Annotated in this window: 17 protein-coding genes; 5 read left to right on the forward strand and 12 right to left on the reverse strand. The window is 36.9% G+C overall.

Annotated features, from left to right (window positions below; genetic code table 11):
* The first annotated feature begins 2 nt into the window (after positions 1–2).
* Together ACFINC_RS00620 and tsaE are read left to right on the forward strand one after the other, a co-directional pair.
* A complete protein-coding gene (locus ACFINC_RS00620; protein WP_375615645.1) occupies positions 3–2468 on the forward strand; it encodes an ATP-binding protein in 2466 nt (821 codons plus the stop codon).
* A 51-nt stretch (positions 2469–2519) separates the two neighbouring features.
* The gene (gene tsaE / locus ACFINC_RS00625; RefSeq protein WP_375615646.1) at positions 2520–2999 is read left to right on the forward strand and encodes a tRNA (adenosine(37)-N6)-threonylcarbamoyltransferase complex ATPase subunit type 1 TsaE; all 480 of its coding nucleotides are present in this window, start codon (positions 2520–2522) and stop codon (positions 2997–2999) included.
* A gap of 714 nt (positions 3000–3713) precedes the next feature.
* Here the strand turns inward: tsaE and trxA are convergent.
* The 6 genes from trxA to ACFINC_RS00655 all read right to left on the reverse strand — a co-directional run bounded on the left by trxA (position 3714) and on the right by ACFINC_RS00655 (position 16039).
* A complete protein-coding gene (gene trxA, locus ACFINC_RS00630; protein WP_375615647.1) occupies positions 3714–4037 on the reverse strand; it encodes a thioredoxin in 324 nt (107 codons plus the stop codon).
* A 172-nt stretch (positions 4038–4209) separates the two neighbouring features.
* Positions 4210–7686, reverse strand: a complete 3477-nt coding sequence (addA, locus tag ACFINC_RS00635; protein ID WP_375615648.1) for a double-strand break repair helicase AddA — start codon at positions 7684–7686, stop codon at positions 4210–4212.
* Complete coding sequence (addB, locus tag ACFINC_RS00640; RefSeq protein WP_375615649.1) at positions 7683–10808, reverse strand: double-strand break repair protein AddB; 3126 nt, start codon at positions 10806–10808, stop codon at positions 7683–7685. Before addB ends, addA begins: the two co-directional genes overlap by 4 nt.
* 386 nt (positions 10809–11194) lie before the next feature.
* Positions 11195–12769 (reverse strand): peptide chain release factor 3, encoded by a 1575-nt coding sequence (locus ACFINC_RS00645; protein WP_375615650.1) that lies wholly within the window; start codon positions 12767–12769, stop codon positions 11195–11197.
* The gene (locus ACFINC_RS00650) at positions 12769–14430 is read right to left on the reverse strand and encodes a lysine--tRNA ligase (protein ID WP_375615651.1); all 1662 of its coding nucleotides are present in this window, start codon (positions 14428–14430) and stop codon (positions 12769–12771) included. Before ACFINC_RS00650 ends, ACFINC_RS00645 begins: the two co-directional genes overlap by 1 nt.
* Positions 14431–14803: 373 nt before the next feature.
* Positions 14804–16039 (reverse strand): argininosuccinate synthase, encoded by a 1236-nt coding sequence (locus tag ACFINC_RS00655; RefSeq protein ID WP_375615652.1) that lies wholly within the window; start codon positions 16037–16039, stop codon positions 14804–14806.
* A 166-nt stretch (positions 16040–16205) separates the two neighbouring features.
* Between ACFINC_RS00655 and ACFINC_RS00660 the strand changes: the two genes are divergently transcribed.
* Positions 16206–16847 carry a LysE family translocator gene (locus ACFINC_RS00660; protein ID WP_375615653.1) on the forward strand — a complete coding sequence of 214 codons (642 nt, stop codon included), beginning with the start codon at positions 16206–16208 and terminating at the stop codon, positions 16845–16847.
* 723 nt (positions 16848–17570) lie between these two features.
* Here ACFINC_RS00660 and rlmN read toward each other — a convergent pair.
* From rlmN to lptC, 6 genes are all read right to left on the reverse strand, one after another.
* Positions 17571–18797, reverse strand: coding sequence for a 23S rRNA (adenine(2503)-C(2))-methyltransferase RlmN (gene rlmN, locus ACFINC_RS00665; protein ID WP_375615654.1), 1227 nt, complete (start codon positions 18795–18797; stop codon positions 17571–17573).
* A 41-nt stretch (positions 18798–18838) separates the two neighbouring features.
* Positions 18839–19342, reverse strand: coding sequence for an invasion associated locus B family protein (locus ACFINC_RS00670; RefSeq protein WP_375607984.1), 504 nt, complete (start codon positions 19340–19342; stop codon positions 18839–18841).
* A gap of 1629 nt (positions 19343–20971) precedes the next feature.
* Positions 20972–21436 (reverse strand): PTS IIA-like nitrogen regulatory protein PtsN, encoded by a 465-nt coding sequence (gene ptsN / locus ACFINC_RS00675; RefSeq protein WP_375615655.1) that lies wholly within the window; start codon positions 21434–21436, stop codon positions 20972–20974.
* Between the two features lie 919 nt (positions 21437–22355).
* The gene (gene lptB, locus ACFINC_RS00680) at positions 22356–23150 is read right to left on the reverse strand and encodes an LPS export ABC transporter ATP-binding protein (RefSeq protein WP_375607915.1); all 795 of its coding nucleotides are present in this window, start codon (positions 23148–23150) and stop codon (positions 22356–22358) included.
* Positions 23151–23156: 6 nt separating this feature from the next.
* Positions 23157–23729 (reverse strand): LptA/OstA family protein, encoded by a 573-nt coding sequence (locus ACFINC_RS00685; protein WP_375615656.1) that lies wholly within the window; start codon positions 23727–23729, stop codon positions 23157–23159.
* Positions 23730–23833: 104 nt separating this feature from the next.
* Complete coding sequence (gene lptC / locus ACFINC_RS00690; RefSeq protein ID WP_375615657.1) at positions 23834–24478, reverse strand: LPS export ABC transporter periplasmic protein LptC; 645 nt, start codon at positions 24476–24478, stop codon at positions 23834–23836.
* 185 nt (positions 24479–24663) lie between these two features.
* Between lptC and ihfB the strand changes: the two genes are divergently transcribed.
* Both ihfB and ACFINC_RS00700 read left to right on the forward strand, forming a co-directional pair.
* Positions 24664–24942, forward strand: a complete 279-nt coding sequence (ihfB, locus tag ACFINC_RS00695; protein ID WP_375607912.1) for an integration host factor subunit beta — start codon at positions 24664–24666, stop codon at positions 24940–24942.
* A 7-nt stretch (positions 24943–24949) separates the two neighbouring features.
* Positions 24950–25246: a lipopolysaccharide assembly protein LapA domain-containing protein gene (locus tag ACFINC_RS00700; protein WP_375615658.1), complete on the forward strand. Its 297-nt coding sequence runs from the start codon at positions 24950–24952 to the stop codon at positions 25244–25246.
* The last annotated feature ends 3 nt before the right edge of the window (positions 25247–25249 follow it).

Here is a 25249-nt window from a genome sequence, read left to right on the forward strand (position 1 = left end):
TCGTGCTCAGCTTTGGTGACTATACCCCCAAAGAAAAAGCTCAGAAAATGATCCGAATCTATACGTATATATTTTGCCTTTTTTTCTTTTTTTCTCCTACATGCACTGTTGCTCAGTCATTGGAAGGTTATTTACCATTTTTTTTCACTTTGCCAAATGGTCCATGGCTGCTTGTAGCGCTATGTGGAGGAATTTCTTGCGCTTCACTTCTCGTATGCATAGCTGTTATCATGCGTGCAAAAAAAACTGCACAGAAGCCTTTGAAGATAATTCAGGCAGATTTTTCTGAAAAACTTAAATATTATGAATGGCTTCTGGAAGAAACTGAGCAATTCCTTCTTATTTGGGAAAATCCAACAACCTTACCCCATGTCGTTGGTGCTCTTTCTGCATTGCAAAAAATAGGAATCGATCAGAAAGATTTTCAGCGTTTTGAGCTCTGGGTTGAAGAAAACTCTCTGCGAGAACTTGATTATGCATTGACTCAACTCCGTTGTAAATGTCACCCTTTTGAACTTTCTATCACCACCACAAACAATGTGCTGCTGCAAGTTACAGGGGTCATCGCAGGAACAGTTGCCATTGCTCGTTTTCAAGATATTTCAAAACAACAAAGTGAAAACGCTCGTTTACAGAAAGATATCGCCCGCCTTCTTACTGAACTGAGAATGCAGCGCAATCTTCTTGATCTTATTCAAGAGCCCGTATGGATAAAAGATTGTGAAGGAAAAGTTTGTTTTGTCAACCGTGCCTTTAGAGAGATGACAAACTTTCGTGAAGGCAGTGATGAAGTGAGGGATCTTTTCAATGAAAACACACAACGCAAAACAAATGAAACAGAAACAATTTTTCAAGAACACGTTCACACAGTTATTGATGGAGAACGACACCATTTTCATCTCACACGGATTACAACGGCCGAAGGGATGGCAGCTTTTGCACGTGATGACAGCGCCTATGAAAATCTTGCCCATGAATTAAGATATGTTCTTCAAAGCCATTGTGAAACACTTGACCAAATTTCAACAGCTGTAGCCATTTTTGATACAAACCAAAAATTAAAATTCTGCAATCACGCTTTTAAAATTTTATGGCCGTTGGAGAGTTCCTTTTTAGAAAGTGAACCAAGCCATACATTGTTTCTTGAACGTTTACGTGAAAAGGGTCTCATTGCTGAACACCCTGATTGGCGCACGTGGAAAGAAGAACTTTTTAAAGCCTATCGACAAACAGAATCAAACCAACAAATTTGGAATCTTCCAGATGGGCGTACGGTGCGTGTTGTCTCAAACCCTCATCCACAAGGAGGTGTCACTTGGCTTTACGAAAACCTTACAGAAAAAATTGATCTTGAACGCCGTTATAATACACTTATTAAAATACAAGGTGAAACACTTGATAAACTTTCTGAAGGCGTAGTCGTTTTTGGTACTGATGGACGCCTTCGTTTATCTAATCCTGCCTTGTCGAAATTGTGGTCGCTTCCTTATAATTTACTGGTAGAAGGGACCCATATTACGCAGTTAGAAAGCCATTGTTCAACCTTAACCTTGGGACAAGAATGGAATCAATTTACCAAATTTATTACTGGTTTTGCTGAAAAACGTGAAACATATTCTGGTCGTATAGATCTTAAAAATGATATGATTATTGATTATACTCTGGTCCCTCTTCCCGATGGACAAACGATGCTTACTTTTGTGAATGTTACGGATACTGTCCATGTTGCGCGTGCTCTTCAAGAAAAAAATGAAGCATTAGAAAGTGCTGATCGTTTGCGTAATGAATTTGTCCAACATGTTTCCTATGAATTGCGTACACCTCTCACCAATATTATTGGATTTTCTGATATTTTACGTGATCAAATTTTCGGCTCTATCAATGAACGTCAACAAGAATATCTTGGACATATTCATTCAGAATCAGGAACTCTTTTAAATATTGTTAACGATATTCTTGATCTTGCCACCCTTGATGCAGGCATTATGACGTTGGACATAAAATCGGTTAACATTGCCGATGCTATGATACAAGCGGTAGCACGTGTAGAAGATCGTCTTAATGGACGTCATATTACGCTTTTACAACAAATTTCTCCTTCCTTAAACTCTATTTCTGCTGATGAAAAACGTTTGCATCAAATTTTTGTGAATGTTCTGAGTAATGCTATTAATTTTGCAACGGAGGCGAGTACTATTGAATTTTGCGTCGATGAACAAGATGATAGTATTGTCTTTAGCGTTCACAATGAGGGCTCTGATATTCCTAAAGACATTCTTGATCGTGTTTTTAAACGTTTTTCTTCTCATTCACACCATGGTGGGCGTGCGGGAGCAGGTCTTGGCCTTTCCCTTGTAAAAAGTTTCGTTGAACTACACGGTGGACATGTTGAAATTCTTACCGGTTCTGGAAAAGGAACAACAGTTAAATGTTTTTTCCCACTCTCCAAAGGAGATAAGATTTTTTAATTTTAGCCTTTATTATAATAAAAATTTTTCATCCATCTCATGGAACTCTTAATGAATTTTAGTTTTTTTCTTGAAAATGAAGAGGCAACAAAGCTTTTTGCACAAAATTTAGCCCTTTCTTTAAAGCCGGGAGATCTTATAACACTGCAAGGAGATCTTGGAACCGGAAAATCAACCATTGCACGTACAATCATCCAAACACTTGCAAACGATAACACTATAGATGTTCCAAGCCCTACTTTTACTCTTATGCAAAGCTATCAGCTTCCACAGTTTGAAATTATTCATGCTGATCTTTATCGCCTTTCTATGGAAGAAGAAATTGATGAATTAGGGCTTTATGAAGCATGCGAGAACAATATTTTACTTGTTGAATGGCCAGAAAGAAATGTAGCCCTTTTAGAGCTTGCCACTTTCGCGCTTACCTTACAATATGAAGTTCATGGGCGCCATGTAACACTTAGATCAGCACCACATTCCATTAAACGTTTGCAACAGGCTTTTGCAATTCATACATTTAAAAAAACATAGACGGGATCATGGATATCATCATTTTTTAGTTTGTGATGCCTCAGTACCTATGAAATTTGAGATGATGAATAAAATAAAGAAGCCCTGCTGGATGCAACAACCATGAAGATGAAACAAAACACTGATACTTTTATAAAAATAGCACAATTCGCAGAGAGCATCAGTTAATTGGTAGGAATTAATCCGTTTCTTTTAAAGATTGTTTTTTTAAAAAACTCTTTTGATTTTAGAGAAACGTGTAAGAAAATTTTATATCAAGGTGATCATTTTCTCAGAAGAGCATTAACTTACCAATCGTGAATTGCTTTCTTCTTTCTCCTTAAAAATTGTAAACTTTAGAAAAGTAATTTGTAAAATTTTTGCTTAAAATCTCCTTCTGTTATTGCCAAACACTCCAAGCAGAAACCTCTTTATTGCTAGAGTGGTATTTGCTTTTTTATGTATTGTCCCCCCTATCTCGATAGCCTTATCCAAAAAAAATATCCGTCACCTAATATTTGTTGGCGCGCACATAAATAAGGAATTGCCTACATTGTTCATACAGGACAATTTTTTGATAAAAAATGATCTATTGAATCACGTATAACAGTGTGGATTCTTAAAATCATTTGATTCAATTGAATTGCTCTTACAATGTATTACAGAAAAGAATGTTTAAAAAAAATCAAAAGGAGAGACTAAAATTTCTCTCCTTTATCGTTACTGTGTATGGCATTAACTAAGGCCATTTTTTATCCACTCAGAAAGACGTCCTTTAGGGGCAGCGCCAATCATATTCGATGAAACATTTCCATTTTTAAACATTAATAATGTAGGGATAGAGCGCACTCCATATTGGGTAGCAAGTTCCGGATTTTCATCAATATTCACTTTGGCAATTTTAACTTGATTTTGCATTTCTATTGAAATTTCATCCAAAATTGGAGCAATCATTTTGCAAGGACCACACCATTCTGCCCAAAAATCAACCACAACAGGGGTGGAAGAGGTTAAAACTTCACTTTCGAAATTGTCCTTATCAATTTTTATACATGTCATTAATTTATCCTTTATATTCACTTCTATACATTGGTATGGTAACAATTCATATCAAGTTATTGCAAAGATAAATTATTAAGAGACTCTTTTACACCTGAGATTATGCATTATGTTTATTGGCGATTTTATGAAAGTAAAAAAGCCTTAAAATGCTTTGAAGGGAAAAAACAACTTATAAAGCAATTTCACCAAGAAATGCCTCGAGTTTTTCTGGAGAAAGTTTGAAAATTTTGGCTTCTTTACTGTAGATAAGCAGAGCTTGAACATCTTTATCAGGATGAATGGATTGCAACAATTTTCGGTAAAGAGCCATTTGCAACCAATGATGAGAAGCAATAGCTGCTTCATTTTCTGGTGGGATTCCCGTTTTAAAATCGGCAAAGATAATGCTGTTTTGCGTGATGTAGAGACGGTCAATTTGACCAGAGATTGCTTGTTCTTTTCCACGAATTTTTACAATGCCCATCAAGGAAACCTCAGCACGTGAATGCTCAGAAAAAAGGGGTTTGAGATAAACATGATCTAATATTTTCCAAATATGGCAAAGAGCATCTTCTCTTTGGCTCTCATGCCAATGAGAGGCTTTGATATTGAGATAGTTTCGAGCATAATCTCGACGTTTTTGTGGGGGACAATCGGGTAAATATTGTAACAATCGGTGAATGAGATTACCATATTCAATGGAAAAAGCTCTGTTTGTGTTCGTTTCTCCTAAAACAGGTGAAATAGTAAATTGTTTTGGACTTGAGGAAGGTTCTGTATCAGCTTCAATAGAAAGGCTCGCTACTGAGGGTTTTAACGGTTTTGGGAGAATTGGTTCTGCTGGTACTTTATGAGAGAAAAAAGCAGGCAAAGGCGGTAAAGTTTGGCATTCAGAACAGGCGATTTCGGAGATTATAGAAGTAGAAGAAGGCGGTGTAATGCAATAACGCCAAGCTGCAATATCTTCCGCAGGGCCTTTTATAGAAACCGCATGAGGTTCAAGAGCTTTTTTTACCAGTTGTAACCATGTATGAGATGGCGTTTTCTGACTTTTATATCCACAAATAAACAAGCGATCTTCAGCGCGTGTCATTCCTACATAAAGAAGGCGCCTATATTCTTCTTCTGCACGCTCTTTTAAATGTGAAATTGCTTGTTTAGAAAGTTTTGTATCAAACTTTTCATTGGGGCGCCAAATAAAAGCTTGTTGTCCATTCACTTGTGCCTTATCTAAAGGAACTTTAAGCAAGTGAGGGGCATGCTGAGGATGCCAAATCGCACTACCGGGATCAACTAAAAACACAACAGCAGCCTCTAGTCCTTTTGCGGCGTGAACAGTCATAATACGAATTTCTTCATTATTTTGTTCAAACTCACGTTTAATTTCTGGTTCGCTTGCACTTAATGTTTCTAAAAAAGCTTGTAATCCTGGTAATCCGGTCTTTTGAATAGTGAGCGTATAATCCATAAAAGCATCGAGCACGTCATTTGCTTCAGATCCTAAACGAGACAGAATTTTTTGTCTTCCCTTATCATTATTCAGAATATGGCTATAGAATTCAAAAACCGGTATTTGATCTACTAAAGTACGATAATGGTTCAGCTTTTCAAAAGCATCTTTAAAAGATACCCGCGATGATGTATGCGTACACAAACTTTGCCAAAGAGAGCCAGTGCGGTGTGCGGCAAGCAGATAGAGTTCCTCTTCACTAAGAGCAAAAAGGGGACTTTTTAAAACACAAGCAAGAGAAAGATCATCTTGTGGCTGCAAAACAAAACGCGCAAGTGCCATTAAATCACGGATACTAATATGTTTAGTAAGTTGTAAACGGTCAGCCCCTGCTACAGGAATATTGCGGTGTTTAAAAGCACGAGAAAGCGCTGAGACAAATTGATCCCGCTTACGGACCAAAATCATAATATCACTTGCTCGTATTAAGCGCCCTTTTGCTAGAAGCATTTCGCCTCTTTGTAACCAATTAGCAATAGTTTCAGCAATTTTTTCTGCTAAACGGACTTCAGGTGTATCTAAATGATCAACGCTTAAATGCCAATCCTGAGGAAATTCACTCGTTTCTTTAGAAACAGCATCCCATATAACAACTTCACCCGGACTATGAACACGAATAGCTTCATGCACTGTTTTTGTATTTTCTGCCGAAAGCCCTTTATAATTTTCTGGTGTTTCAAAAACAAGATCAACGCTTTTAAGAACATCTGCTGTAGAGCGAAAAGAGTAATGCAATTGTATTTTTTCAAATTGCTGATTTGTTTGCTGCACTTTTTTTTGAATAATTCGTCCATTTGCAGCAAAATTTTCTGGAGCAGCGCCTTGAAAAGAATAAATAGATTGCTTTTCATCTCCAACAGCAAAAAGAGTACGTATATTTGTTCGTTGGCTATAACCTGAGAAAAACTCTTGTACCAACAATTGAATAATTTGCCATTGCTCGGGGTTGGTATCTTGTGCTTCATCAAGTAGAATGTGATCAAGCCCACGATCAAGTTTATAATGCACCCATTGACTTGCACCTTTGCGCTGTAACAAATGAAGCGTACGCTCAATAAGGTCGTCAAAGTCTAAGAAGCTATTAGCCTTTTTTAGATTCGTATATATTTTGAGATAAACGGCACAGAGCTGAAAAGCAGCCATATTGAGGGTCGCAACTTTTGCGCATTGATATTTCTCTAAAAGAATAGAAAGCTCGCTTTGTTTATCTTCAAGCATTTGTTGAATAAAAGGCCAAATTTCGTCTGATTTTTTACGAGATAAATTTGAGAAATTCCGTGGCTCACCTTTTGTTGTAAAATAAATATCAGAAATACTATTGAGAATATTTGTCTCATCATGTACCTCTTCTAATTGGGAAAGTTTTGCCACCATATCCTTGAAGCTTTGACTGCCATTGGTTTCACAATGGTTAAGAGCATAAAGGGGAAGGCGCGCAATCTGTTGCATTTGTTCCAATAGGTATTGGGTTGTTTCATCGGGCGCTAAGTTAAAAAGCGCACGCAATTTTTCTTCTCCATTCTCAGATAGAAGGGAAGATAAAAAATCAGACAATTTATGTTGCTTTTCCGTTGCTTCATAGAGCAATTGGTTAAAAGTATGTTCACTGATAAATTTAAGTAACTGTTGTAAAGCGGGTTGCACATCATGACGCGCTAAAAGTTGACGACGCGATTCTTGTATTAATTTTTTTCGACTGATATCATCGGGAAGTTCAAAATGCCCTGCAATATTGGCTTCTAACATAAATTGATGCAAAAGAGATTCACAAAAAGCATGAATCGTTTGGATTTTTAAGCCACCAGGTGTTTCGAGAGCACGCGCGAAGAGTTGTCGTGCATAAGTTAATTTTTGCGCATTGACGGGTTTATTTTCAAACCGTGTTAAGGTTTCTTGCAGCTGTGCATCATCGAGTTCATTCCAACTGGAAAGCGTGCGAAAAATACGTGATTGCATAACAGCAGCAGCAGCTCTTGTATAAGTAAGGCATAAAATACGTGCTGGAGGTGTACCGTTTAAAAGCAAACGGATAACACGTTCACTTAAAACATGCGTTTTTCCAGATCCAGCATTTGCAGAAACCCACACGTTTTTTTGGGGATGTGTTGCCATTTCTTGTGCATCAAGAGCGACTTCAGGAATAGAAAAAAAAGTCATGATTGTTCTTCTTTATGAAGACCACTTGACCATTCCCACAACCGCGCCAAATGGTCGTAATCACCTTCATATCGTTTTGACATAGGAACGGCATGTGAAAGATAGCCTTGTTGTGGATTTTGATAATAAGTTATGAGTGTGATAAGATTTTTCCACGCAATTTCACCAAGCTTAACAGCATCTAAGTGAGTTTTTCCTTCTTTTTTCTTTAAAAGAATTGATTGGGATTTAATTTCACCTTTTCCGTTAAGGGGAATGTAAAATAAATTTGAGGGGGTAAAATCTTGAAAATCTGGGAATGCCCCTTCCATCAGCAAAGCTGTTTCTAAAGCCAATTGCGGAAATAATAATTCGCGAACCTGTTTTGATGAAGGAGGCGTTCCAGTTTTAAAATCTAAAATTTCAACCGTTTTATCTGGCAAAATATCAAGACGATCCACACGTCCGGAAAGGGTTACCCCTGTTCCCCCTATAGGGATTTTTTGTGATACCACTTCTGGATATCGTTCTCGCGGTCCTAAACTTTGTTCCCATTGAATAAGGCGTGGAGCAAGATTTTCAAAGCTATTCCACCAAATGACTTCAATATCGGATGGAAAATTGAATTTATCAAATTCTTTACGTCCAATAGCGAGTAACACATCTAATGTATTTGCAGCATTCGGATCTTTTATTTTTGTGCAAAAATCTGCAAGAATAGCATGATAAAGTGTTCCACGTTCAGAAGCACTAGGGTCATGAATAAGAGCTTTAAGAGGTTTGAGCCGTAAGACTTTTTTTGCATAAATAGCATAAGGGTCATACCGCAATGTTTCTATTTCAGTAACTGAAAAATGACGTGGACGCATATCAAGAGGTGGTACAGGGCAGGGACGTTTCACCTCAGAAATCATGCTTGTATGATCAAGCATCTTTGCCCAATGAAGGAGTATTTCACCTCGTTCACGGATTTGTTTCCAAACCTGTTTTCCTACAACTGTTTCTATGCGTTGTAGCCAACGTGAAGGAATGGAAGGGGTATGATTAACGCGCAATGCGCGACTCATCACCACTTTATCCATTCCCATCGCCCATTGAAAATCATGCGCGGAAAAACCAATACGCTGCTCTGGTGGTTCCAAAGTTAACATCATTTTCATCGGTCGCGATAAAAAAGCATCGTTTCGGGTTGATATCGGCCATGATCCTTCATTAAGACCGCCGATAACCACTGTATCAACCGTTTGTAAACGTGATTCCAAAGTACCCCAGATGAATAAACGTGGATGTCCTCCAGGAGAAGGTGTAACGGAACGCATTGCGATCAATGCAGAAAACATAGCAGGCCATTCACAAAGATGAAATGTTAATCCTGATTGATCACTGACCAATTCACGCAAAAAATTTGATAAGGCTTGTCCTGCTTCGTGTTGATAGAGATGTGCAAGAGAGTTATCCTCATCGCGACCAAAATTTTCAAAAACCTCAACAGTTGCTATTGCGGCTTCGCTGATAGTGCATTCTTTCTCTTTTTTCATAAGAGATGTTAAAGGTTCAACAGCTTTCTTCAAAAGATGACAGAGGAGATGTGCTTCTTCACATTTCTGTTGATCAAGGGCTTTTATTTCAGAACGATCATGGAAATATGTTTCAATCCATTTTTCAAGAAACTGATCACATTCGCAAAGATTGATGTGCCCTGTGTTCCCCCTAAGAACAAAAAGTTCAAAATTTTCTGCCATTTCCCGTAAACGATGGCGGTTTTGTTGGAGTGCTGTAAGGGGATGTTTAAGGAGAGAAAGAAAAGCTATGGAATCATCAGGTTGCAACACATTTTCTAAAATAAGTCGCAAAAGCGTTACAGGCAATGTTTGTGCAAGTGGTATACCTCCAGAATCATTTGCTTCAATTCCAAATCGCTGTAATTCCGCGGAAACACGACGTGCTAAATTACGATCATTTGTAATAAGAGCTGCGGTTTTTTGGGGTTTTTCAATAGCTTTGCGTAAAGCAACAGCAATAGCAAGAGCTTCTTCACGTTCGTTTATAGCTTCAATAAATGACCAGTCTGCACAAAGATTCTCATAATCATCGCGGTCAATTTGTATCCATTTATCTGTTGTAGAAGCTGGTCGGAGTGCTTCCGATAAAAGAGCCATTCGCCTTTTCTTTGTGCTACTCTGTTGGCCAATCTCGCAAACATGACGACGTTGAAACTCCATGAGAGAAAGAAGTTTTTTTAAATGATATTGAGGATGACTAAAAACATTTTCTGCATGATTAAAAAAATCACAAGCTGTTTTTTCTTTATTGCTTGTGCTTAGTGCATTCCATTGTTCTTCATCCATATGGAGATCAAGTCCAGGAAGAACAACAGCCCCTTTTGGCAGAGAAGCTATAACCTTTAAAAGATGAGAAACAGCGGGAATAGAACCTGATACACCAGCTGCAATGATAGGTTTATCAGGCTGTATACGTCGTAAAGTCTCTGCACGCATTGTGAGTGCTTGATTACGCCATTCAGCGGGATTACTTCGTTGTCTTTCTGTCAAGATTTGTGGCCAATTTTGCGTAACAATAGTCAGAAAATCGAGCGTTATCTGCCACCATTCAGCGACCATGTCAGGTGCAATATCTTTAAGTTTCGACCAATCTGCTCCTTCTGTTTCAATTTCATCCATCAAATGTGCTAAATCTTGAGCAAGCCAAATTGCATCAGCACTATGAGCTGGAATAAGCACATCTTCTGTACCAAACATGGCACGCAGATGCGCAGGCAAATTTTCACGCCATGGACGAATAAGGCGCGCTAAAAGCAGTAGGCGTTCACTTTCACCAATGGGCGGATTTAAAGCGCTAGTATGATTTTCAACAAAAAGAAAACTGTCTTCATCTACATCTCCTAGAGCACGAATAGTTGGCAAAAAGGTTGATTGTGTATCACTTCTTTCAACAAAAGCTAAACGCAAAGCGCGCGCAGCACGACGTGTCGGAACATAAATAAGGCTATCAGCAAGAGCAGTTTGAATATCTCCATTGGGAGCGAAATTATCAATAAGGGTACCAGAGAGCAGTGCATCAACAAAGTGAGGCAAAAAAGCCGTTCCAGAAGATATAGAAAAGACACGTGGCTTATAAGTCATATGATCTCATATTGGGAATAACAAATTTCATCTTATTGATTATTTGCTTTATTTTGACTGTATACAATTTTCATACAAGAAAAAACTGAAAAGCTCTATTTATACAGGAGATTTTTAGCTGACATTCAAAATACTTAAATATATAACCTTGGCTTAAGCTATTGTGAAAAAATATATCAAAATTTTAAAAGACGTTACAATTACAAATATATTATAACTTATTGAATATTATAAATAAATTTACTTCTCTCTTTATATAACACAATCTGAAAGTGTTTTTTACATATTCCTTTTGTTTTCAGAAAAAAATAACAATATTCAGATCCCTAACTCAATATGAAAAATCATTATCAACCAAATTGTTACATAAAAAATTCTTCTTTACATTAAGAGCTTACTTGATAATCTTTAAAAGTAGAAAATTTTATCTTAGGAGCTCTTTCTGCTTCATAATTTAATGAAAAATGGTTCTCCGCTAAAAAAACTGGATCACCTTCTAAATCATACGCAAGAGCAGAGCGATGATTGTTGAGAAACTTTTGCAACTCATCTTTGCTCTGCGCTGAAATCCAACGGCATAAATTAAAGCGTGCAGACTCAAAATTCACTGGCAAAGAATATTCTATTTTTAATCGCTCTTTTAAAACATCAATTTGCAAAGCACCAATAACACCAATGAGAGAAGGCGACCCATCATCAGGAATAAACAATTGCACAACCCCTTCTTCAGCCATTTGTTGCAAAGCTTCTTTGAGCTTTTTTGCTTTCATTGGATCGCCCAAACAAACACGACGCAAAATCTCTGGTGCAAAATTGGGTACTCCCTTAAAAAGAATATCTTCTCCTTCAGTCAAAGTATCGCCAATACGCAATGTTCCATGATTAGGAATCCCTACGATATCACCAGCATAGGCTTGATCAGCAATTTGGCGCGAACGCGCAAAGAAAAATTGTGGAGCCGAAAGTGTCATCGGTTTTCCTGTTCTGACCAATTTTGTCTTCATACCACGTTCAAGTGTTCCCGAACATACCCGAAAAAATGCAATACGATCACGATGATTAGGATCCATATTCGCTTGAATTTTAAAAACAAATCCCGTCATTTTAGGTTCAGTTGCTATGATATTGCGCTGATCTGCACTTTGATCACGGGGACTTTGACCAAAATCAATAAGCGCATTGATCAAATCACGAACACCAAAATTTCGTAAAGCTGAACCAAAATAAACCGGTGTCATATGACCTTCACGGAAAGCTTGAAGATCAAAATTCTTGCAAACACTTTGAGCGAGTTCTACTCCTTCAAGAAAAGTGGAACGTTGATACTCTGGAAGTAAATGGACAACCTCACTGGGATTTGAAACGATCCGCTGTGTTATCTCATCATCTTTTTGGCGAAAACGGTTATGATGGAGATCAAAAGTCCCAACAAAATCTTTACCCGTCCCAATGGGCCATGTTATGGGTGCGGTATCAAGCGCAAGTTTTTCCTCAATTTCATCTAAAAGCTCTATAGGATCACGCGCCTCACGATCCATTTTATTGATAAAAGTAACAATAGGAATATCCCGCATCCGACACACTTCAAACAGTTTTAATGTTCTAGGCTCAATCCCGCGGGCCCCATCCAATACCATGATAGCACTATCAACCGCTGTAAGCGTGCGATAAGTATCGTCTGCAAAATCTTCATGGCCTGGGGTATCTAGGAGATTAAAAATATGATTTTCATATTCAAACGTCATCACAGAAGTCACAACGGAAATACCACGATCACGCTCAATATTCATCCAGTCAGAACGAGTTTGAATACGATCTTTTTTGGCTTTTACTTCTCCTGCAAGTTGAATAGCACCACCAAACAATAAAAGCTTTTCCGTCAATGTTGTTTTCCCAGCATCTGGGTGAGCAATAATTGCAAATGTACGGCGCCGCTTTACTTCCTGTACTCTTCGTTCCATTATTCCTCCATAGGTCGTGCAAGTGCTTCAGCAATCAGTGCACGCATTTCATTAATCCCATAAAGCGCTATAAATGATCCCCATCGTGGACCTCGCTCTTGTCCTAAAAGGACCTCATACAACATTTGAAAAAAAACATTGGAAACACCAGGCCCACCTTCAGGGCTTTTTTTGCTATGATCTTGATAGCGTTCCGTTAACCGCGCAACATCAAGAAGTGTATTTTGTAGTGTGTTGCCATCAACAGTTTCAGGCAAATTGGCTAATTTTGCATCAATTTGTGCTAATGTTGCTCGTTCGCTGTCATCTGGTATACGAAATTTTTTGTTTGGTTTAACAAAAACATCAAAATATTTAATGGCAAATTTCACCAATTGATCAAGTTCTGGACAAGTTTGCGCATTTGCCCCCTTAGCGTAACGAGAAATAAAACCCCAAAGAACCCCTGCATTCTCTGCATTTGAAGCACTTACCAAATTTAAAAGCATCGCAAAAGGTACAGGTAAATCAACCTGCGGTGGACAACCATTATGAATATGCCATACAGGATTACTAAGCCGTTCTTGCCAACTTTGACGACCATAGGCAGAAAGATGCGCATAATATTCATCCACAGCTTTGGGAATAACATCAAAATAAAGCCGTTTTGCTGTCTTGGGCTTTGAAAACATATAAAGCCCTAAGCTCTCTGTTGGAGCATATGTAAGCCATTCATCAATGGTTAAGCCATTTCCCTTGGATTTGGAAATTTTTTGCCCTTTATCATCTAAAAAGAGTTCATAGTTAAATCCCTCTGGAGGCTTTCCACCCAATACTTTACAAATTTTAGAAGAAAGATTTGTGGAATCGATAAGATCTTTTCCTGCCATTTCATAATCAATGCCAAGCGCTGCCCAACGCATAGCCCAATCGACCTTCCACTGACACTTAACTTTGCCCCCCGTAACCTCTGTTTCTATGGTTTCTCCTGTTTCAGGTTCAATATAAGTAACTGTCCCTTTTTCAACATTACGCGCAATCATCGGTACCTGTAATACTTTTCCAGAAAAGGGAGAAATCGGTAGAAAGAGTGAATAGGTCGCTTGCCGTTCTTCACCTAATGTTGGTAAAATAATTGCCATCACCTTGTCATAACAAGCAAGGATTCTTAAAAGTGTTTCATCAAAACGACCAGAATTGTAATAATCCGTAGCACTTGCAAATTCATAATCAAAACCAAAACGATCAAGAAAAGCCCGTAACCGTGCATTATTTGCCGCTCCAAAAGAAGGATAATCATCTCCAAAAGGATCAGGTACACGGCTCAACGGTTGACCAAGATAATGTTCCATCCTCTCGCGATCAGGCACATTCTCAGGAACCTTGCGCAAACCATCCATATCATCAGAAAAACAAAGTAATTTTGTTTTTACTTTATTCTCTGTGAGAATATGAAATGCATGACGCACCATGGTTGTACGTGCAACTTCCCCAAAAGTTCCAATATGCGGTAAACCAGAAGGTCCATAACCGGTCTCAAATATTACACTGTCTGGATAACCCGTCTTTTCATACCGTTTGATAATCTTACGTGCTTCTTCAAATGGCCAAGTTCTCGATTGAGCAGCCGCATCCTTTAATTCAGGCGTAAGGCTAAGGGCATCACACTGATTACGCATCATTATTTATCCTAAAAATTATAATCTTTCAAAATAGGGTGTATGGTTCTTGAATTTATTCGTCAATAATAGCAAGCAAAAAGATGTAAATTTCTTTATACTTTTAAGTCACAATACAAAAACCACCCTCGTTATAAACATATTTTGTTCTGATAAAAATCAAAAACATTGAACGTTATAAAGCAAAATTGTCTTGTTTTGATTATCAGAGCCTTCATTGCTATTATTATCATGGGTTTTGCTTATTATATTTATTAGCGCAGAAGATAAGCTTCTAGTATTGAACGAAAGAACGGTAAAAACCAACAGAAAAATGTTTAAACTAGGCATTTCATACAAAAGCACTAATCCACATTACACTTGTCACCGTAACTTTCTATTTCTTTTCTTTATCACCTTGATGACGCCTTGCTAATGTACGTAAACGTAGGGCATTTAATTTAATAAAACCAGTTGCATCTCTTTGATCATAAGCACCTTGATCATCCTCGAAAGTTACCAATTCACTTGAATAAAGTGATTTTTTGCTTTGGCGCCCTTCAACAATCACGTTCCCTTTATAGAGCTTTAACGTGACTTCACCTTCAACATGTTCTTGAGATAAATCAATCGCTGCTTGCAACATCTTACGTTCGGGAGAAAACCAAAAGCCATAATAAATGAGTTCTGCATAACGTGGCATCAATTCATCTTTCAAATGCGCTGCACCACGATCTAGTGTTAAAGATTCTATTGCTCTATGAGCTGTTAAAAGAATGGTCCCTCCTGGTGTTTCATAAATACCCCGCGATTTCATACCTACAAAACGATTTTCTACCAAATCCAACCGACCAATACCATTATCCCGCCCATAATGATTTAGTTCTGCAAGTAAAGTTGCAGGAGATAAATTTTTTCCATTGATTGAAACTGCATCGCCTTTTTTAAAGCCAAGAGTGATTCTGGTTGCTTCATCTGGAGCATCTTCCACCGAAAGAGTACGCATATGGACATATTCAGGAGCAGGAAGGGCTGGATTTTCTAAAATCTTTCCTTCTGATGAAGAATGTAATAAATTTGCATCCACTGAAAAAGGTGCTTCGCCTTGCTTATCTTTTTCTACAGGAATTTGATGCATACGCGCAAATTCAAACAGATCTGTCCGACTCTTAAAATCCCAATCACGCCACGGAGCAATAATCTTTATATTAGGATTAAGTGCATAAGCAGAAAGTTCAAAGCGTACCTGATCATTGCCTTTGCCCGTTGCTCCATGAGCAATGGCATCTGCCCCTGTTTCCTTAGCAATTTCAATAAGACGTTTTGAAATAAGTGGACGTGCAATTGATGTTCCTAAAAGATAAGTCCCTTCATAAACGGTATTGGCTCGAAACATCGGAAAAACAAAATCACGCACAAATTCTTCACGCAAATCTTCAATGTAGATTTCTTTAACACCTAGCATTTCAGCTTTACGACGAGCAAGCTCTAATTCTTCTCCCTGCCCCAAATCTGCTGTAAAAGTCACAACTTCAACGCCTAGCGCACTTTGTAACCATTTGAGAATAATTGACGTATCCAATCCCCCCGAATAAGCCAAAACAACTTTTCTAATACTTTGCCACTTTTTCATTATAAAGCTCTATACGAATTGTTCTTTTTTTCTAAAAAATTAAAACGACACAAGAAATATAAAAATAAATTCTCTTTAAACAACATTAAAAAGACTCAAAAAGCATAAATAAAGACGCCTCAAAGTATAAATAATGAACATTACTTAAAAATAAGAGGAGATCGACGTGTCATTTCTACCGGAGTGGTCTATTGTTGTACAGTTTGCTTTAGCATCGTTGATTTTAGCACTTATTCCAGGACCTGATATGATGCTTTCTGTAGGACGAACCATTACACAAAGCAAAAAAGCTGGAATTATGTGCGCCTTGGGAAGTGCAACAGGATTTGCCATTCAGGTTACAGCTGTAGCACTTGGTTTATCAGCGCTTATTTTTGCTGCGCCACACGCTTTTGTTTTTCTGAAAATTGTTGGCGCCTTTTATCTTTTATGGTTTGCCTTTCAAGCGTTATGGAGAAACTCAACACTTTCCTTTGAACCAACATTTTCTAAACCTCAAAGCTCTAAACGTAACTATCTTGCTGGTATTGGAATTAATCTTCTCAATCCTAAAGTCATACTCTTTAACGCGACATTCTTACCACAGTTTATCAATGCGAATGATCCTATGGCAACACAAAAGCTACTCTTTTTAGGACTCTCTTATATTCCTATTTCTTTCCCCATTACAATTGCAATCGTTTTTACAGCGCATAAACTTACCAAAATCCTTAAACAGAACCCTCTTTATCTTCGCTTTCTCGACTGGCTTATTGCAGGTATTTTTACCAGCTTTGCCCTCCATCTTCTTATCGTTACAAAAAATTGATTTATAAGGTGTAATTTATCGTTTTTAATTTAAATGATAACTCTATATATTTGTGCAACTCTATTATTTTAAATCTGTTTATGTTGAATTAAACAATAGCTTTCCCTTGTACATCACAAGAAAAGCTAAAAATAGAATGCAGCCACCAACTTACAGCTTTATTAAAGTATCATATATTTCACAGAGGATTTTGTATTATACTTTTCGCAGGCATTGTCGTGAGATGGGGAGTACATTAAAAAATATTTTTTTAAAAACATTTTAATGGACAACACAATGGAATTTATATTTTAGACACGGGAATTTATATTTTAGACACGCCGTTTTATGTATAAACCGTGATCTTGTTAAAAAATGTAACAAACAAAAACATGAGGCATTGTATATTTCCACTCTTTAAAAGATATTACCGTCAATGCTTTTAAAAACCATAAAGCCGAATTAGAGAGTATGATAATAAGGTGCAAATTCTTTACGCCCCCCCCCTAAAACTTCATATTTCCTCTAAAATAGGCTGCCTCTTTATTTCAGAGATTCCGCAAACAGACTATATACAATATCTTTCTTTCTATTTAGCATATAAAGTTGAAACTGTTTGTCTAGAATTTATCCAATCTTAATCTCTATCTCACATATGCTATCGCACGAGGTTTGGATATTAATTTACAAACAAAAAAGCACAGACTTTATATCGCTTCGCTATATAGCTGAAAATTGCATTAACTAATGACCAACAGCATTTTCAAGTCGTAAACGTTCAGATTTCCGTAAGCGCTCTGAAGCCGATTTAAGCTGTCCACATGCAGCTAAAATATCGCGTCCACGCGGTATCCGAATAGGAGAAGCATAACCCGCTCGATTAACGACATCAGCAAAACGCTCGATTTGATCCCAATCAGAACACTGATAGTTACTCCCTGGCCACGGATTAAAAGGAATTAAATTGATCTTAGCAGGAATCCCTTTCAATAGCTGAATCAATCGCTTTGCATCATCTAAACTATCATTGATATCTTTTAGCATAACATATTCAAATGTGATTCGCTTTGCATTAGAAAGACCAGGATAATTACGGCAAGCATCCATTAGTAAAGCAAGCGGATATTTTTTATTAATGGGAACAAGCATATCCCTTAATGTATCGTGTACTGCGTGGAGTGAAATCGCCAACATAACACCAATTTCTTCTCCGGTTCGGACAATTCCAGGAACAACCCCACTGGTTGAAAGCGTAATCCGACGTTTTGATAAAGAAAGTCCATCGCCATCAGAAGCAATCAATAAAGCTTTTTTAACAGCTTCAAAATTATAAAGAGGTTCTCCCATTCCCATCATAACAATATTGGTAATTTTGCGCCCTTCAATGGGAACAATTGCTCCATCAGGAGTATTCTTATCAGGAAAATCACCCAAACAATCACGTGCAACCAATAACTGTGCCAAAATTTCTTCTGCAGTCAGATTGCGAACAAGCATCTGTGTTCCCGTATGGCAAAAGGAGCAGGTTAACGTACACCCTACTTGCGATGAAAGACATAAAGTACCACGCCCTTCCTCAGGAATATAAACCGTTTCAATCTCAACAGGCCTTCCAGCTCCACGTGCAGGAAAACGTAAGAGCCATTTACGTGTACCATCTTTTGATATTTGTTCTCCAACAATTTCTGGGCGCGCAATGGAAAAATGACACTTAAGTGTTTCTTGCATTGCTTTAGAAATATTCAGCATTTCATCAAAATTTGAAACACCACGTACATAAAGCCAATGCCAAAGCTGGCGTACACGCATACGTGTTTGACGCTCTGGTACACCAACGGTCTTTAATGCCTGCACCATTTCATCTTGCGATAAACCAATTAAAGAAAGCTTTGAACTCTCCTTCACGACCACATTATCTGTTTTTCGTGCTGAACATGAACCAACTGGTCTAAGGTCATAGGAAATGGCCATTGCTTTCCAATTTACATTACTATTTTAGAGTTATCGAAACCTTAATGGCACTTTTGAACTGCATTTAATGCAGCAGTAACCCCTTTTAAGGAATAAGTATAAGTGGTATGCGTTCCTCGTTTTGATATCGCTTTCACTGTCATATCGCTTCCAGCACGCATAGCAGAAACAAGCTGCTTTTCTAGCTCTGATGACGCCAACCAAGCTGAGGAATCTTTCGTGAAAAAATCAAAGTCCTTACCTCCAATGGTCACTGTCACTCTAGACCCTTCTTGAAGCGTATAACCAGCCATGAACTGCGGTTCAAACGAAATAGGAGAATGAGAACGCTTGGTAACCAAGAAAAAGTTATCACCATGATTAACTGTCGTTGGAAGAGCCTTCAAAGGTACCGATAACACATAGCAAATCGTATTTTTGGGCGATTTATAAGAATAGGCTCCCCACGCTTCAAATTGATTTAAACGGCTTGGCGTTTGTGCATATGCCACTCCCGCTGTAACAAGAACCATTACAGATGCAGCAATAACAGTCTTTTCAAACATCTTCATTTAGCTCACTTCTTTAGTCTCTAACAAGATTTCTTCATTGGAAAAGTTCAATAAAAACTCCTCGATATTCATGTGTTATTGTCCTAATTCCTTCAATAAGCGAAATATTTTCACACTAATCAAAATAGATTTATACGTTTCATTGTGACCTTTTAATCGTTACCAAAACATAAACTTCTTATTCAATAACCACATTAAAAAATAACATCTTCATTTTACGCTACTTATTTCGTTTTTGTATAAAAAACGATCTCTTTAAGCTATAGAACTTCAAAACGAGATAAAAATATACCATCACTCTGTTAAGAAATAAACCATACTCTTTATATCACAAGCATTATATCACAAGCAATCTGATGCAAAATTTTGAAAATACACCCCGAACTCCCCGCAAAAAAGCTTAATCGCCTTACGAATATCACTTCTCGACTTTATGCATTCAATACATTTATGTTCACAAAATACTCCACCTTTTACTCATTATAGTGCATTCATATTTCGTATTCAATATCGTCCCGATAACACTTTTTCTCAATCTTCAAAATACCTTGTAAAAATAATAAAATATTATCAAGATATTAATAATAAAACATAAAGAATTTAGATTCTATATTAATAATCACATACAACTTTGTTTCTTTTGATCTTATTTCCCTATATATTTCATCTCCAATTATTAATTTCTAAAATGGTTTTAATCGCTTATAATAGCTTAATCGTATTATTTTAATGTATTAGACGATATTTTTCTTTCTGTTATAAAAAACTTCTTAAGAACTCTTTTGGAAAGTCTCCTTATCTTATTTCTAAGTAAATTTATAAAAAGAAATTTAAAACTTTTTTCTATAGCAGTTCTAACATTACCGTTTTTAAAACAATATTTTAATCAATTAAAGTGGATCTGAATAAAGCTTCCCATGTACAAAGCTCTTTCACTCAACCCAAAGCTATAATTTTCATTCTTACCGTGCAAAATTATTGTTTAGTATGAGCTGGCATCTAAACCATATCTATTAAAATAGTTGATCTCTCTCCTCTCTCATACAAAGGACGCAATATCCCTTATTTCAGCTTGAACCTTAATAATATTATCCATAGATACTCAAAATTAACTTACGAAAAAATTCAATGCACAAATAAACTTTCCCGCTGATTTCTTCCCCGCCCTCAAAGGACGAAAATTCTTAATCCAATTTGGCTTATGAACAGTTTAGATTCTTAGTCGAGCGCAGCTCCTCTTGTTTTTCCACTCATGAAATTAAGTTAACTCAAGGTTCTACAAGCAAGTCCTGCTTTAAGAATATTTACCACACATTCTAAAAGCACTTAGTATATTAAAGAAACTTACATACTTTACTTTACCACATCTGAAATGATCGTGTTTTTACAGTATAATAGGATAAAAGAATCCACGAACATAATGATTAGATGCTTTAATATACGAGAACAAGAAAGGACAAGCCCTCCGTTTTTGTTGCTTGCTTTTTAAAAAGAAGATTCACTTAGAAGTGATTTTCTTAAATCTCATGACATAACCTTTTGTTATTAGTCTTAAGATGCAAATTATATTATTTCCTACACTCTGTAGCGCATACCTCGCAACTTACACGCTCATAATACCTTTTAAGCTGCATTTGATTCTGAAGTTTGAATCAATAAAGCATAAAGCGCATTGGCATTATGCGTATTGCGCAATTTTTGCACAACATCAGCGTGACGCAAAACACGCGCAATTTGCGATAAAGCTTTTAAGTGATCTGCACCAGCATTTTCAGGTGCTAAAAGGAGAAAAACGAGATCTATAGGTTCATCATCGAGAGCTTCAAAATCAACAGGGTTTTCAAGACGTGCAAATATACCAATAATACGATTAATATCTGGCAATTTCCCATGAGGAATCGCAATACCACCACCCAGACCCGTTGAACCAAGCTTCTCGCGTTGCAAAACAACATCAAAAATCACATGCTCACTAAGACCTGTCAGCTGAGACGCTTTTTCGGCTAAAATTTGCAGAACCTGTTTTTTTGAATTAGCCTTAAGGGTCGGAATGATTGCTTCTGGTGCTATTAACTCACTCAAATTCATCCTTTAATTTTCCTCTTACACGCTCAAATGCTCAATCAATAAACCTATAAACGGTATAGATACTTAAAGTTCTTTCACTTTCATGCATCATTGCATGTGTTTTTATTTTTCAATTTATAATGGGTGATGATTTAATACATGTCATATCACTTTTAACACAACAATAAATAATATTTAGCTCCTCATTAACAGCATGAGAAAAAAAAGAAATAAAATTGCTCATAAAATTAATTTCCTTAAGACACTAGAAAAGGTCATTATTGATAAAATTTATTAGACTTATCACAAGAGTTAATGCACAATTCCCAATTAAATTTTTTCTTTCTTTTAAAACGAGCTCTTAATAACATGGGAAACATACTGAGCGAAATAGACCTTTACTTTATACAATTACGGTATAGCTTGAACACTGCCTTATGACAACAATCTAAAGGCTTCTAGAAAATTAATGACTGTTTTAAAAGATTTATAGATCTATTCTGATATCTACAGACGAGCTCCTATTTTGAAATATGCCATACAAACCAATAAAACACGACAATCCCTCTTGAATAACCGCAATATATAATTGGTGCTCCCATCAAAATACCCAAAACAGCATTATCGATATGTTATTTGATTCGACAGAAAAAAATATGGTGAATATCTCTTACCTTTCAATAACACATACATTTATTTACAGCCTCATTTATCACTCATTATCAAGTTAATCTAGTGATATCTTTTCTACGATACAATCATGCGTAATCTAAACCAATAAAGCAACAAATTCACCTTATAGTGATGAAGCTTTCTGCACCACTCCATAAAAACATTTTAAGATTATAGTCATAAAAGAAGTTTTGGCATAAATAAGGAGATTTTCAGTAATTAATAATGTTCGGTTAAACTTAAATGGAAACTCGTGAAAATTGTAAAATCAAAGAGAAAACTGATTTCCCAAATAAATTCTGCGTACATCAACGTTGTTGATAATATCATTAGGACAACCGTGAACTAACACCTTACCTGTGTGAATAATATAAGCGCGGTCGACAAGTCCTAATGTCTCACGCACATTATGATCCGTTATTAAAACACCAATGCCACGCCTCGTTAAATGACGAATAAGTTGTTGAATATCGAAAATAGCGATAGGATCAATTCCTGCAAATGGTTCATCAAGTAACATAAAATTGGGACGAGACGCTAAAGCGCGCGCAATTTCAAGTCGCCGACGCTCACCCCCAGATAAAGAAAGTGCAGGCATTTTACGTAAATGATCAATTTTAAATTCATGTAAAAGGCTATCTAACTCTTCACGTTGTTTAAGGCGATCTTTTTCAACAACCTCTAAAACAGCTTTAATATTATTTTCTACTGAAAGTCCACGAAAAATAGAGGCCTCCTGCGGAAGATATCCAATACCTAAACGTGCACGTCGATACATCGGAAAATGTGTAATATCAAATCCATCAATCTTAATGGAGCCTCCATCAGATTTTATGAGCCCCATAACCATATAAAAACAAGTTGTTTTACCAGCCCCATTGGGCCCTAAAATACCAACAGCTTCTCCTGTACGAATGCCAAAAGAAACACCATTAACAGTTCGTCTTCCTCTATAAACTTTAACTAAATGACTGGCAATCAAGGTCCCCTTTAAGCGCTTTTTTGAAGCTTCACTTGCAAGGTCATACCTATCAGTCTGTTTTTTTCTTTTGATTCCAAACATGAAATCTTAATGGCCATTCTTTTGATTTTGTTTAAAAATAATAGAAACACGGCCTTTTTTCTCAGGCGTCTCACAACCTTCTAAAAAAGCCTTTCCGCTTTCCATATTTGCCGTTAATTTGCACCCCGTTGCCACATTATCACCATCAGTTAACACAACATGCTTCCCAGTCAAACTCATCATTTTTGACTTTCCATCAAAAACGCCTTTATCACCTGTAGCAATTTGCGTAGCAATTTTTATATAGACCTTTCCTAAAGCTTCCATTTTTTTTATGCTTGACGAACCCAATAAAGAAACAGGTGATGCCTTTGTATATTCTTTGTTTCTATCCGTTTTTTTATAGGCTTTATCGTAGTAAACAACTAATTTTGCCGCTCGTAAAAGACGTTCACCTTGCACTACTGAAACATCACCCTGAAAAAGCGCTATCCCCTCTTTATCACGTATTTCTAAAGAATCTGCATGAAGTTCTACTGGTTCTTTGTCGCTTGATAGACTTATTCCCAAATGAGTCCCTTCAGCATATCCTAAAACCATCCCTCCTTCTAACATTCCCATGCTAAAAGCTAATGCCATACCTATCCATCTTTTGTATGATCTCATGATTTCAATTCTTCATGTTTATATACACATACTTTTCTTTACAAATATCCACTTTAAAGATTCGTATTGATATTCCGTCATTGCTTTTGAAGCACTAAATGCACACCACCATGAAAATACATGTTTTTTCCTTTTTCTCGAATTTGCAAAGCATTTGCTGCAAGATGCAAACCAGCTCGCTGAATATTAACACGTTGATCTGTTTTTAACTGCCCCTCAGATAAATTAATACTAGCGGATATAAATTGTGCTATCATCCCATCATTTGTTGTAACAGTGAATGGCTTATCCAACTGTAAAAAACCATTAATATTATCGTAAACTCCCCCTTGTGCTGCGAGAAAAACCTGTCTTTGTTGGCCCATAGACGCTTTAGCCGTAATGTTTTGCAACCTAATTATTCCAGAGTGTGTATGATCTTGAAATGCCTTTTCTGCTTTAAGCCAATAAGGTTCATGAGCACGCGTATACCCTTCTAATTTTGGATTGAGTATCGTCAAATTCATCACTTCACTCTCTTCGCTATTCAAAGGCATAGAATTAGAAGTAACAGGAACTGAGAAAAACGTAAACCAGCAAAAAACCAACGCTGAAACCAACGCTAAGAAAGGTAAAAAAATTTTTAATATGCTAATGCGACGCGAATGACGGGATGCTTTTTTAAAAACATCTCCAAAAGATGATCGCGTAGAAAAGACTTCATAAGGTTTGTGTACGAACATATTCTCCTAATCTCTTAAATGTTCCGCATTTTTAATCTGTATAACCTTTATAAGAGGTATTTTAAAATTTTGTTTCTTGCAATTTGTTTTTTCTTTGTTTTATTTTGCTTTTATCCGCTTATATATTGTAATATGCATGGAGTGCACAATTATAAAAAAGTTTTTTGTGTGAAAGTGAGGCTATTGTGGTTAAATCAGAGCTTGTGCAAATTATTGCTCGTCATAACCCGCATCTTTTTCAAAGAGATGTGGAAAATATTGTGAACGCTATTTTTGAGGAAATTTCAACAGCACTTGCAAATGGCAATCGCGTTGAACTTCGTGGATTTGGAGCTTTTTCTGTAAAGAGCCGTTCAGCTCGTAATGGACGTAATCCACGAACAGGTGAAGCCGTTACTGTTGATGAAAAATGGATTCCCTTTTTTAAAACTGGCAAGGATTTACGTGACCGTCTTAATCAATGAGAAACTTATGATTATTAAACGTATTCTTCTAACAAGTATCAGTGTGATTCTCACAGCGTTTTTGATTGTTTTTATCGTAGCTAATCGTCAAATGGTTCCGTTAAACCTTGATCCTTTTCGAGCAAATTCTGAAAGTTTTACTTATCATGCTCCCCTCTTTATATGGCTCTTTATTTTCTTTGGTTTTGGTATCTTATTAGGAAATCTGATCCGTTGGTTTTCCTATCACAAATGTAAAAAAGCTCTCAAAAAAAGTAAAGCCGAGATCGAGAAATTGAAAACGACTATATCAAATCTGGTGTAATGG

It is taken from the genome of Bartonella sp. AP58NXGY (genome assembly GCF_042195785.1).
Taxonomy (GTDB): Bacteria; Pseudomonadota; Alphaproteobacteria; order Rhizobiales; family Rhizobiaceae; genus Bartonella.